The 12616-nt window shown below is 37.1% G+C and carries 14 protein-coding genes, 1 tRNA gene and 1 pseudogene; 10 read left to right on the top strand and 6 right to left on the bottom strand.

Features of this window, described 5'->3' with window-relative positions:
* Positions 1-848: 848 nt before the first annotated feature.
* From F6K23_RS25050 to F6K23_RS25025, 6 genes are all read left to right on the top strand, one after another.
* Positions 849-1454, top strand: a complete 606-nt coding sequence (locus tag F6K23_RS25050) for an IS607 family transposase (protein WP_293160866.1) — start codon at positions 849-851, stop codon at positions 1452-1454.
* A gap of 215 nt (positions 1455-1669) precedes the next feature.
* Positions 1670-2707, top strand: coding sequence for a phosphate acyltransferase PlsX (gene plsX, locus F6K23_RS25045; protein WP_293160864.1), 1038 nt, complete (start codon positions 1670-1672; stop codon positions 2705-2707).
* A 360-nt stretch (positions 2708-3067) separates the two neighbouring features.
* Positions 3068-3283: a zinc ribbon domain-containing protein gene (locus F6K23_RS42105; protein WP_367267810.1), complete on the top strand. Its 216-nt coding sequence runs from the start codon at positions 3068-3070 to the stop codon at positions 3281-3283.
* Positions 3284-3513: 230 nt separating this feature from the next.
* Positions 3514-4506, top strand: a complete 993-nt coding sequence (locus F6K23_RS25035) for a beta-ketoacyl-ACP synthase III (protein ID WP_293160862.1) — start codon at positions 3514-3516, stop codon at positions 4504-4506.
* A gap of 599 nt (positions 4507-5105) precedes the next feature.
* Complete coding sequence (gene fabD / locus F6K23_RS25030) at positions 5106-5999, top strand: ACP S-malonyltransferase (RefSeq protein ID WP_293160860.1); 894 nt, start codon at positions 5106-5108, stop codon at positions 5997-5999.
* A 619-nt stretch (positions 6000-6618) separates the two neighbouring features.
* On the top strand, positions 6619-6795 hold the full coding sequence (locus F6K23_RS25025) for a hypothetical protein (protein ID WP_293160858.1): 177 nt from the start codon (positions 6619-6621) through the stop codon (positions 6793-6795).
* A 635-nt stretch (positions 6796-7430) separates the two neighbouring features.
* On the opposite strand, the gene F6K23_RS25020 is transcribed toward F6K23_RS25025, so the two are convergent.
* Positions 7431-7601, bottom strand: a complete 171-nt coding sequence (locus F6K23_RS25020; RefSeq protein ID WP_375340779.1) for a zinc ribbon domain-containing protein — start codon at positions 7599-7601, stop codon at positions 7431-7433.
* An 85-nt stretch (positions 7602-7686) separates the two neighbouring features.
* Here F6K23_RS25020 and F6K23_RS25015 point away from each other — a divergent pair, with 85 nt between their 5' ends.
* From F6K23_RS25015 to F6K23_RS25000, 4 genes and pseudogenes are all read left to right on the top strand, one after another.
* Positions 7687-7809: a hypothetical protein gene (locus F6K23_RS25015; RefSeq protein WP_293160856.1), complete on the top strand. Its 123-nt coding sequence runs from the start codon at positions 7687-7689 to the stop codon at positions 7807-7809.
* Between the two features lie 147 nt (positions 7810-7956).
* A pseudogene (locus tag F6K23_RS25010) lies at positions 7957-8415 on the top strand (substrate-binding domain-containing protein); the annotation flags it as partial.
* 404 nt (positions 8416-8819) lie between these two features.
* Positions 8820-9455, top strand: coding sequence for a 1-acyl-sn-glycerol-3-phosphate acyltransferase (locus F6K23_RS25005; RefSeq protein ID WP_293160854.1), 636 nt, complete (start codon positions 8820-8822; stop codon positions 9453-9455).
* Positions 9456-9489: 34 nt separating this feature from the next.
* Positions 9490-9822, top strand: coding sequence for a DUF2288 domain-containing protein (locus F6K23_RS25000; RefSeq protein ID WP_293160852.1), 333 nt, complete (start codon positions 9490-9492; stop codon positions 9820-9822).
* On the opposite strand, the gene F6K23_RS24995 is transcribed toward F6K23_RS25000, so the two are convergent.
* The 5 genes from F6K23_RS24995 to F6K23_RS24975 form a co-directional block, all read right to left on the bottom strand.
* Complete coding sequence (locus F6K23_RS24995; RefSeq protein WP_293160850.1) at positions 9783-10394, bottom strand: YdcF family protein; 612 nt, start codon at positions 10392-10394, stop codon at positions 9783-9785. The two genes, F6K23_RS25000 and F6K23_RS24995, sit on opposite strands and share 40 nt — an antisense overlap.
* Positions 10395-10814: 420 nt before the next feature.
* Positions 10815-10888 (bottom strand) — tRNA-Pro (locus F6K23_RS24990).
* 252 nt (positions 10889-11140) lie between these two features.
* Positions 11141-11506, bottom strand: a complete 366-nt coding sequence (locus tag F6K23_RS24985) for a DUF1818 family protein (RefSeq protein ID WP_293160848.1) — start codon at positions 11504-11506, stop codon at positions 11141-11143.
* A gap of 2 nt (positions 11507-11508) precedes the next feature.
* Positions 11509-12156, bottom strand: coding sequence for a hypothetical protein (locus F6K23_RS24980; RefSeq protein ID WP_293160846.1), 648 nt, complete (start codon positions 12154-12156; stop codon positions 11509-11511).
* A gap of 32 nt (positions 12157-12188) precedes the next feature.
* The gene (locus F6K23_RS24975; protein ID WP_124143348.1) at positions 12189-12434 is read right to left on the bottom strand and encodes a DNA-directed RNA polymerase subunit omega; all 246 of its coding nucleotides are present in this window, start codon (positions 12432-12434) and stop codon (positions 12189-12191) included.
* Between the last annotated feature and the right edge of the window lie 182 nt (positions 12435-12616).

The following is a 12616-nucleotide window of genomic DNA, read 5'->3' as shown; positions in this document are numbered from 1 at the left end:
CCTGACAATAATGAATTTGAATACTCCTACTGGGGAGGCAGAAAGTTTATTGCTCGGAAGCTGGTGTAATTATTGAATCAAAAATAGAAAATTTATTCATTACTGTTTTGACATACGCAACAGTAAGACATCAAACATCTGGCAATTATGAATTTGAAGACTTCTACTGAGTAGGTAGAAAATTTATTGCTCTGGAGATTGGCTAATTATTGAATCAAAAATAGAAAATTTATTCATTACTGTTTTGCCATACGCAACAGTAAGACATCAAACATCTGGCAATTATGAATTTGAAGACTTCTACTGAGGAGGCAGAAAATTTATTGCTCTGGAGATTGGCTAATTATGGAATCAAAAATAGAAAATTTATTCATTACTATTTTGTCATACGCAACAGTAAGACATCAAACATCTGGCAATTATGAATTTGAAGACTTCTACTGAGGAGGTAGAAAATTTATTGCTCTGGAGATTGGCTAATTATGGAATCGAAAATAGAAAATTCATTCATTACTGTTTTGCCATACGCAACAGTAAGACATCAAACATCTGGCAATAATGAATTTGAAGACTTCTACTGAGGAGGTAGAAAATTTATTGCTCTGGAGATTGGCTAATTATGGAATCGAAAAAAGAAAATTTATTCATTACTATTTTGGCAGACGCAGTCGTTGACTATCCATAAGTAATGTTCCTTTCTGCCTTCTGCCTTCTTAAAACTTACATATTTCAAGTATTATTTTTTACTATAATTACTGAAATTACTGAGAAAATAAAAGATTAAAGGTTTACAAAATTTTACTAAATTATTTGCTAAACTTGTTTATTGAATATGCTAAGTTCTGAAAATGAGCAAAATTTCTATAGGGAAAGCCGCAGAACTACTTGGAGTAGCAGAAAGTACTCTAAGAAGATGGGAACGTGAAGGCAAAATCCAATCAGAAAGAACTAAAAATGGACATCGCCGATATGATGTTACCACTCTTCTTGGACTAAGAGCCGGAGAACGTAAAACTATTGGTTATGCCTGCATTTCCAATTCTGAGCGAACAGCCGATTTAGATAGACAAATTATGGTACTAGAAGCCTACTGTAATAATCAGGGTTGGCTAGTAGAAATTATCCGAGATTTAGGTTCCGGAATAAACTATAGAAAACGGGGGTTAGTAAGATTAATAAAAATGATCTGCTCAGAAAAAGTAGAGCGTTTAGTTTTAACGAATAAAGACCGTTTAGTAAGATTTGGTTCGGAACTAATCTTTACAATTTGTGAGATTTTTGGTACAGAAATTGTGATTATTAATCACTTTTCTGAATCTACAGAAGAAGAAGATTTGGGTACAGATATCTTAGAAATAATCAAAGTTTTTAGTGCTAGATTATATGGTAGCCGTAGCCAAAAAAATAAAAAAATAGTCGAAAAATTGCAAGAGGCAGCTAATCAAATAAATTGATAGTTATTAATTCAAAAAAAATCAGTAATTAAGACCTTGGTAAATCGACTAATAAAACTGTACCTTGTATATTTTGTGTGTTTATAGAAAATATTTTTTTGCTGTTATCAATTGAATTAATGTCCGAGAGAGTAATTTTTCAAAAGTCATTCATTCAAAAGTAAATAAATATCAATTAACTGATAAAATCTTGAAGGTTTCTCTAACTTGGGTCAATGGTAATAACACCTACACGAATCGCAATCGATGCTATGGGTGGGGACTATGCCCCATCAGAAATTGTTGAGGGAGCAATACAAGCACAAGAAACTCATGGTGTAAAAGTATTGTTAGTTGGCGACCCTCAGCAAATAAAAGCCTGTATTAATCACAAGTCAAATCAACCTCTGCCAGAAATAGTCCCTGCGGAGGAAATTGTGGAAATGCACGAAGAGCCTTTGACTGCCATTCGACGTAAGTCCAAAGCATCAATTAACGTGGCGATGAAGTTAGTCAAGCAAAAAGAGGCTGATGCTGTGGTATCTGCAGGTCATTCAGGAGCAGTCATGGCCTCCGCTTTACTACGTTTGGGACGAATATCAGGAATCGATCGCCCTGCAATTGGGGCAGTTTTGCCAACTATGGTTCCCAAAAAACCAGTGCTGATTCTTGATGTTGGGGCGAATGTAGACTGCCGTCCTAAATTTTTAGAACAGTTTGCAGTTATGGGGACAATTTATAGTGAATATGTCCTGGGGACTACTGAACCAAAAGTGGGACTACTTAATATCGGGGAAGAACCATCAAAAGGAAATGATTTATCAGTCAGGACTCATCAAATACTGCAAGAAAATAATCAAATTAAGTTTATTGGTAATGCAGAAGGTCGGGATGTTTTATCTGGCAGTTTTGATGTGATAGTCTGTGATGGTTTTGCTGGAAATGTTTTATTAAAATTTGCTGAGGCAGTGGGTGATGCGGTATTGCAAATGATGAAAGAAGAATTAACGCCAGGACTGAGTGGAAAAATAGGTACTGCAATATTACGACCTAATTTAAAACGAATGAAGCAAAGAATAGACCATGTAGAACATGGAGGTGGATTACTATTAGGAGTAGGAGGAATTTGTATTATTAGTCATGGTTCTGCTAAAGCTATCGCTATATCTAATGCAATTCGTTCAGCAAGGGACGCAGTGGAAAATAAAGTAATTGAACGAATTAATTCTAACTATGTACCGGAAAATCACAAATCAATAGTCAGCAATCAGTAATTTTTCTATATATTTTAGATTGATTAACTGTGATTAGAAGCTACTAAAATTATTGAACAAAAATTGGAAAGGTAAAGTTAATTCAATATCGTCCAATACCAGAAGGGTTTATAATTAAAACAGTGACTATTAGTCGTAAAGCTGATGGTTATTATGTTACCAAAAAATCAAGTCAATAAAAGGTTGCTGATAAACGTAAAGGTTTTAATTTCAAAACAGCCAATGAATTGTTATTAAAAGCAGAAGTTATTGCCCAGACGCGGAGCGGCGTGCCGGAGGCAAACTTAAATATCAAAGGGTTAGCAAAGACCCGTTTGAGTAAATCAATTTAACGATGCTGGATGGGGACAATTTCTAACTATTTTAACTGTCAAAGCCGGAAATGCTGGACAGAAGACTATAGCAGTAAACCCCAAAAATACTAGCCAAGATTCCTCAAATTGTAGTGAAAAAGTCGATAAAGAATTAAACATACGAACTCATTCTTGCCCACACTGCGGTATCGTCATAGACCGCGACTTGAATGCAGCAATAAATATAGCGCTGTGCGCAGGCAACAGGCAACAGGGGAAATAAATTGCCGATAATATTAAGACTTTTAGCTATTTGCTCTCTCCTGCAATTTGTAAATATACCAGCGCTCATTGCTATATCAAAAATAGGGCGGCAGGGCATTCCGTCTTTGAAGCACGCGCGTGCCTGACGGAATACCAGGGCTGCGAAACGAGAAGCTCACACTATAGCGTCAGCTTAGTGTGGGAGTATGTCACTCACGTTTAAACCAATAAGAGCTTAAAAACTGACAGATGACAAATATCGGTATTGCCATAACAGGAAGCGGTTCAGCTACGCCAAAAGTCTCCCTAAGTAACCAAAAGTTATCCCAAATAGTAGAGACCTCTGACGAATGGATCGGCACTCGTACAGGAATTCATAATAGACGACTGGCAGATACAACAGAATCATTATGTACTCTTGCGACTCAAGCATCTCTAGCAGCGATCGCCCAAGCGAACATTACTTGTGCAGATATTGACCTCATAATTTTGGCCACATCTACTCCAGATGATTTATTTGGCACTGCCAGTCAAATTCAAGCAGAATTGGGTGCCCAGAAAGCAGTGGCCTTCGATCTGACTGCTGCTTGTTCTGGATTTTTATTTGGTCTGGTAACAGGAGCACAATTTATCCGTACAGGAGTGTATCAGAATGTTTTACTCATTGGGGCAGATATTTTGTCCCGATGGGTAGACTGGGGAGATAGAACCACTTGTGTGTTATTTGGAGATGGTGCTGGTGCTGTAATTTTACAAGCTTCAGAACAAGACCGACTCTTTGGGTTTGAACTTCGCAGTGATGGTAGTCAAAATAATTGTTTAAATCTTTCTTATCAACCCCAAGCAAAACAAATAATTGAGGGAGTAACTGTTAGTCAAGGTACTTATCAACCAGTCACTATGAATGGGAAGGAAGTCTATCGTTTTGCGGTTCAAAAAGTTCCGGAAGTGATAGAAAAGGCATTATTTAAAGCTAATATGAGTACGGATAAAATTGACTGGTTATTATTACATCAAGCTAATCAAAGAATTCTTGATTCTGTTGCTAGTAGACTCAAAATTCCATCAGAAAAAGTTATTAGTAATCTCGAAAATTATGGCAATACTTCTGCCGCTTCTATACCTATAGCTTTAGATGAAGCTGTTAGGGAGGGTAAAGTTAAACCGGGAGATATTATTGCTGCTTCTGGTTTTGGAGCAGGGTTAACTTGGGGAGCAGCAATTTTTGAATGGGGGATTTAATTGAGTAGGAATTAAAATAGACCCCTCAGGAAAAGAGGCAGTAGGCAGTAGGGAGTAGGAAGTAGGAGGAAATAATTGGTTATTTATATGCGATAATTGATTTTATTTTTTATGATCGCCAGATGTCTAATATAATTTAAGTTAAAAGGCATTGATGATTTTATACTCTCTATTTCCTTTTACAAAAAATTGGGATATATACTTTAAAACTGGAAAAGAGGGAGTAGGAAGTAGGCAGTAGGGAGTATGGTGAAAAAATTGATTATTTATATGCGATAATTGATTTTATTTTTTATTATTGCCAGATGTCTAATGTAATTTAAGTTAAAAGGCATTGATGATTTTATACTCTCTATTTCCTTTTGCAAAAAATTGGGATATATAACAGAAGGAAGAAGGAAGAAGAAAAAAGAAACAAGAAAAAAGAAACAAGAAAAAAGAAACAAGAAAAAAGAAACAAGAAAAAAGAAAAAGTCTTATGTCGTCTGAGTTTTAAACTTTTTAACTGTCCTAACCTTTCCTTCGACTACTATATACTTTCAAGGCTGAATAGCTGACAACTTTTAGAGATAAATTATAGTCAAAATTATCATATTAAAATGACAAAAACAGCATGGGTGTTTCCAGGGCAAGGTTCTCAAAAAATTGGTATGGGAATAGATTTATTAGACTTGCCTTCTGCTAAAGCAAAATTTAAGCAAGCTCACGAAATTTTAGGTTGGTCTATTACAGAAATTTGTGAAACCCAAAAAGAAAAATTATCTCAAACTCTTTATACTCAACCCTGTTTATATGTGGTAGAAAGTTTATTAGCAGATGAAATGTTTGCTCATTCTTTTCAACCAGACATTGTTGCAGGTCATAGTTTAGGAGAATATGTTGCCCTCTACGTTGCTGGAGTATTCGATTTTGAGACAGGACTAAAATTAGTTAAAAAACGTGCCGAATTTATGAATAATGCCACTGGTGGACAGATGAAAGCTTTAATGGGATTCGATCGAGAAAAGCTTGAAGAGGAACTTCAGCAAACCCCAAATGTTGTTCTAGCAAATGATAATAATTCAGGTCAAGTTGTAATATCTGGTACACCAGAAGCAGTCGCAACTTTACTCAGCAAAATTAAAGTTAAACGTGAAGTTAAATTAAATGTTTCTGGGGCGTTTCATTCTCATTTAATGGAGTCGGCATCTATAGAATTTCAACAAATATTAGAATCAGTAAAATTTGCTGATGCAAAAATTCCCATAATTTCCAATTCTGAACCAATTGCCACTACAGATGCAGCGACAATAAAACAACGTCTGTATAGACAAATGACAAATGGTGTGCGGTGGCGCGAAACATCTTTAGAGATGCAAAAAGAAGAAGTAGAAAAAGTTATAGAAATTGGTCCGGGAAAAGTGCTCACAGGTATAATTAAACGAACTTGCCCAGATTTTAAATTAGCAAATGTAAGTAGTCTAAAGGATATTAAAGTTACAGTTAAAAGTTAAACAATAAGAATAGGCTCAATGTTTTGATTATTTCTAGTCAAAAATGTAGGTAGATAGTTTGATATTACTTTTGATTTGTTTGTAGTTGGGCTTTAGCTCTTAAAATACTTAGTATTATTGCTAGAGCAAAACTGCGAAGTCCTATTATAACTGTTCTACCGATAGCGTAGCTCCCCTGGAAGGAGCACATGGTATTCACATAATTTGGGATTTCTATATAACAATCCTATTTGAATTGTGATATCTACCAGAAAGAATAAAGAAAAATCGGTTGTGCATCAGCAAAGTGTGGGATTAAGTAAGTATGGCTGGCCAATATAATCTCAAAGTACTGATATATAGAGGTTTTAGCATTAAAGGGAGCGAAAAAAGTGCAAATTTTTAAGCTTGAGCGACCAAAAAGTTAGGATGAAAGGCAAGAGTTGCACAACAAAGATACAGGTACAATTATTCTTCCTACTTTCTGTGTCTCCCTACCCTCCCCTCCCCAAACTTCCCATTTTCCCCACACTTGCCACACTACCGAAAAATCTTACGTTGTCTGAGTTTTAAGCTTTTGATTTGTCCTAACCTTTCCTTCGGCTACTATATTCTCAACTGTTAGGGAACACTGAAAAAAATGTATTTTTGGGAAAAAGAATATATTTTCAAAAAAGGAAGTGAAATAATGGCTGGTGATCGCCATAAGTTCTTGATGGTATATGGTCAATTTCTAGAAGATACAATGAACCGGGTGGGATTTAAATTAAAACAGTTGGATAATTTATATTTGGTTTACCAAAAATGTGTATTCTAGTTGGGTTTGACAACCGAATAATATTTCTAAGTGGTAGTTTGTAGGTGTAAATTCAAGATCGAACACTGGAAACGTAGCAGAAATTTGGGCGTTGGTAATTGAGGAGATGATTGATATTTTGGGGTAGCGCCCTCGTGCCTACCCAGGTGAATGATTGACAACCACAGGGGAATTGTCCCTACAAATTTCATCCTGTGATTTGCCAACGCCACCAACGCCGGGTTTTTTTCTATGAAGGGCATTCATTTATTTGGTCTTTTGATAATATTGCTTCTCATTGGTATCTTTAAGTTGTGACATTTGAGGAGCGTAAAAATACTTATGCTCAGAGCATATCTAGTCCTAATTCGTCAAATTTGACATCCTCCCGACGCTGCTCTACGAGACAGGGCGGGATTCCCTAGCATCACTGTTAGAGACTTTCTGTTTCTTAGCTACCCGCATAAACGAGACTCCCGTCCCAGAAGGTCTAAAGGCGCGCTCCACAGACAAGCCAGCGCGGTCTTGGGGGTCTCCCCGATGAGCGACTGGCGCTGACACTGCTCCTCCCGCAGCCTTCGAGGGTGGGCGTTCCCTCAGAGGAGTCAGCATTCCGCAAGCGAGCTGTGGGTGGCGCGGGGTCTGACCGCTTGCGTCTATCGCACCGCGCGGGTTCCCATCCGCAAAATATTTACCGAAGCGTTTATGTCCCGGTCATGGTGAGCTGCAAACTCTGGGCAATCCCACTCTCTAATATTTAAAGGTAATTTTTCTACTATATGCCCACAATTAGAGCAACCCGCGCGAACTGGGAAAATATCTATCAATCTTGATTAATTCCCGGCCGTACCATTGGGCTTTATAATCTAATTGCCTGACTAATTCTCCCCAATTGGCAATGGTAGTGTGACTATGGTTAAATTAATCAAGCTGATGGAAAATGCTTATGAACAAAAATATCCTAATATTCCAATAACTTATGGAGTACCTGAAGGTAGAGCAAATGGCTCTAATCAAGGCATCAAAAATTTATAAGAAAATAGAGTACAAATAGCAGCAACATCCCGTACTTTACTACCAGAAGAGAGCCTTCAAGGAAACATTAAATTAATTCCTATTGCCAAAGATGCTTTAGCAGTAGTAGTCGGAATTAATAATCCCTAGAAAGGAAGCTTAACATTAGACCAACTCAAAGATATTTATCAAGGAAAAATAATCAATTGGTCAGAAGTAGGTGGTGATGATTTGCCGATAAAAGTTATTAACCGTTCTCCCAAAAGTGGCAGCTACAATTTCTTTCAAGATGTTGTCTTATTAGGAAAATTTTTTGCTCCAGATAGTTCAAACTTTATTACATATAAAACAGATGTCACAACTCCAATTTTACGAGAATTGAACAATAATGGAATTAGCTATACCACAGTAGCTCAGGCAAAAAATCAAACCACCGTTAGAATTGTACCAATAAACGGAATTTCACCTGTAAATCAAACTACTCCTAATAATGATAATTATCCCCTGAGTCGTAGTGTGTTTTTAGCAGTACCAAATCAAACAAGTTTAGCGGTAAAAAATTTTCTAGAATTAGCTTTATCAACCCAAGGTCAACAACTTGTACAACAGGCAGATTTTATACCTTGAGATTGAAGAAGGCAAAAGGCAGAAGGGAAAATTGCTGATGGATAGTCTTGACACGCCACTCCGTTTCTTATACCCCCAAACAATTTTAAGCACCGCAAGTGACGATGGGGGTATTAAACTCGCAAAAGAAAAGATAACGTAGTTCCAACCTTATGAGGCAAGCTGAAAGCTGTTTGCGCAGCATTCCGCAGGAAATGCTTAACCTTCTGCAGCAAAAAACTGATATAGCAAGGAACGAGTTGGTGTTTGACTTATGTTGATGATGAATATTAAGACAGAGAAATTATTTTCCCACTGTTACCTGTTGCCTGTTGCCTGTTACCTGTTACCTGTTGCCTGTTGCCTGTTGCCTGCTATAGGTTATGATGATGAACTAACTTAACCTAAAATCAAGGTCATATCTTGTGGCTAGAAATCGTGAACCAGTCGAGAATTTAATTCTTTATCGCTTATTAAAATGGTCAGTAATAGTTCCTATACTTAAGTTTTATTTTCGCAATAATATTTATGGTGCAGAAAATGTTCCACAACAAAGGCCATTAGTCGTAGTTAGTAATCATGCCAGTGACTTAGACCCTCCAATAGTTTCTGTTTGTATGAAAAGACCTGTTGCTTATATGGCGAAGGAGGAATTATTTCAAGTACCCGTTTTGAAGCAGATTATTACATTATATGGAGCATATCCAGTTAAAAGAGGGTCGGCAGACCGGAGTGCTATTCGTTCAGCACTCAATAGTTTAGAACAGGGGTGGGCAGTAGGTATATTTTTACAAGGAACTAGGACTTCTGATGGTAAAATTACAGAACCAAAATTGGGGGCGACTTTAATTGCGGCAAAGGCAAAAGTACCATTATTACCGGTTTGTATCTGGGGTACTCATGCAGTGAAACGTCAAGGTTTAATAGCTAATTCTGTACCAATAACTGTCAGAATTGGAGAACTTATACCACCTCCAGAATCAACTAAGAAACAAGAGCTAGAATTAATAAGTCAAAAATGTGCAGATATAATTAACAAAATGCACGATTTAGGACGTTGATATATTGAGTTTTGTTAAAATTAGTTAAAAAGAAATGCAGGACATTAGAGAACAATTGGCCGAAAATTTGGATGTAGCGGAATGGGATTGGTTAGTACCCCATGTAAAACGTGATGCGGTAGTAATTGTCGGCAAAAATTTAGATTTATTAGATGTGGGAGTAGCGATCGCTTCTGATAATACATCTTCTGTGCAAGACTGGATTAGCCGAGAACTTATTTATAAGCCCTCAGCCGAACAGTTGTCAATTTGGAATAGTAATGATAGTAAAAAATTTAATGCTTTGATAGTACAACCTTTTGTTTTAGTACAAGAATCTGATGCTACTCAAGAAGATAATGGAACTACCAGTCCTGCACCAGTATAACCAGTAGTTACCCATAAAATCGCTCTAATGCCATCTCTAATAACTTTTTCAATGGGTTCGGGCGATCGCCCAGAAGGTACAGGCATTGGCTCAAAACTAATGCCCCTGCTACCCAAAACAATTTCCCCTATAACTTGGGCACGAAGCATATGGTCATCAGAAGTAACTAAATAAACACTTGTAATACCGTGAGATTTTAATTTATCTACCATTGTAGTAAAATTAGTTACAGTGTCTACGGCATCATAATCTAAATGTAAGCGAGTTTGCGAAATACCACTCCTAGAGAATAACCAGTCGGCATATTCCGGGTTAGTGCCAGAAGACACCCAGATATCTAGCTGGGGATGTTGGCGAGCAAATTCTGCCGCAAAAACTTCTCTTTCTATGGCCCCACCAAGTACAAATAAAGCTTGAGGTGTTTCTAAACTACCTGCAAACTGTTGATAACTAATCCAAAAAGTTAATATAAATCCTATTATAAACCAGAAAATGCGGGAAATCTTCAATTCTTTGTATAATTTTTTACTTGAAACAACCCTCAACACCATATCTTTCACATAAAAAACCATCTGTAGTGTTACAGATGGAAGTAGATTCTATCAAATAAATATTCAGATAGTATTATTTACCATCCGGAGTAGGCAATTACAAAAGATTTTTTGAAGAAATAACAATCTCTTGCTGACAATTGATTAGGAGTTTTGTGCCAAAGTGTAGTAGAAGGAAGAATCTTGCATTGTCTGAAATTTAAACTTTTGATATGTCTGTGTCCTTCCCTTTGAATGCTATAATTAATTCCGTATATTTATCAAAATAACTTATATCTAATAACCCAGCATTGGCGAAATATTTTTGGAGGGTTGCTCAAAATCCACGTAAAAAAAATAACTAAATTCTGAGTTCTGAGTTCTGACTTCGTTAACAGCCTCTTCCTAACCCAACATAATCTTATAGGATAGTGTTGGACTTTTCAATCATATCTGTTAAAATCGGAGCGGCGGGATTTGAACCCACGACCCCCACTACCCCAAAGTGGTGCGCTACCAAGCTGCGCTACGCCCCGACAACCATTTATATACTATAACACTATATTACACTTTTGCAATTAATTATTATATTGTGAGAAGGATATTTCTTATACATCGGATAATTATAGCAGTCGAAGGAGAGGGCGCGGACATTTCAAAAGCTTAAAACTCAGACAACGCAAGATTTTTACCTCTCTCCTAGATAACTAAACGCCTTCTTCCCTCTTCACTCTTTTGTCTTCCTTCTTCCTTCTTCCTTCTTCCTTATGCTATAAGAAACAGTTGAGTTAAAAAACTTTTAACATTTGTGCGGCCTGGACTAAACCAGGCACAGCTTGTACAGGCCACTTTCCTTCTCCCCTGCGCCCTTGATTTAAAATGAACTTAACAGTATAACTTTCTGGAAACCCTTCTACCTGCATCCAGAGCAAATCACTTTCAGCTTCGCAGACTATTCTCTCTTGATCCATCAACTCATCTGAAATCTGATTTATAGCTTTATTTAACTGGTCTAATAATCTGCAAAAATCCTCAAGTTCTTTTTCTGTTAGTTCTATTGACCACTCATCTCCAGCAACTAAACCCTGAAATTTTTCTGCTTTAGGATTCAACCCTAACCGCCAACCAGCTCCACTTTTGACTATCCGTCCCATTTTTATGGCCTCAGCAAATCTGCATCTCCTGGCTGGGGAATAATTGGCGTTCTAGGAGCTGAACGTCCAGAGTTATCTCTCTGATATACATCTGGTATTGATGGAGGGTTAGGATCGCCACTAAAAATATTTACTAATCTATTAATTAAAGTTTCCCTTTGAGAGCGAGTTAAACTTTGAATAGCTTCACGATCGCCCTCCATTGGATTTTTAGTTAAAGCATCGTTTCCTGGATACACCGATGACTGTAGATAATCATTCGCCCCAAGATAATCTGCTAATGTTAATTTCCAGTCAAACCGATAATTGGGAGCACGCCCTTTAACATATAGATGATACCGAATTAAACGTGACACTAGAGTTTCTTCAGTATCTACTTCACCCGTTTCTTGAGATATATAATTATTTTCTAATGGCAAATCTGGTATTTTTTCATATACAAATGGCCATACTTCTGTGGGTCTAACTCGGCGTTGGACAATTTTAATTGAGTCTTCAAAATTTTCTTGGTCTGCAACTGTTTCTAACAGATAATGAGCAGAAGGGTTTGCTGTAATCGCCAGAGAAGTCCATAACCCTTCGATACTAGCGCAAACCATTACTGTGATGATAATAATCTTGAAATATTTGAGCCACCGCTTCTTGCTCATGGCTATTATCAAATAACTACTATTATATTTACCTATACTATGCTACTGCTTACATCACTAATTATTTCTGGCTGCATCAATTCGTCGGACATTTCGACTACAGCACGGATAACAGGTTTCATTAATTGTTCATCCATATTATCAAAATCTTCATAACGACGGCGTTTGGCACGATTAGCTACTTGTACCACAACGCGATAACGATTAGATGCAGCTCTAATCAGCTCTTCAGACCTACGACTTAGTTCTGCAGAATCAATACTAGATTGCTTTTCTATGTGCATAAATTTTATTAGCCTCTATAGTTTAATGGGTAATTTCTTAATGAGTTCATTGACACTCCTCCGGCTGAAGCGCGGAGGATTCTTCGTTCTACGACCCTGGTTGCTGAGACAGGATTTCTCCAACCTCAGTAGTGCCAGAATTTCCCGAAGCGTTAGGATCATCGATCCAAGTTCCG

It is taken from the genome of Okeania sp. SIO2C9 (assembly GCF_010672455.1).
Taxonomy (GTDB): domain Bacteria; phylum Cyanobacteriota; class Cyanobacteriia; order Cyanobacteriales; family Microcoleaceae; genus Okeania.
Note: the sequence above shows the minus strand (reverse complement) of the source record. Positions and strands in the feature narration are given on the sequence as shown.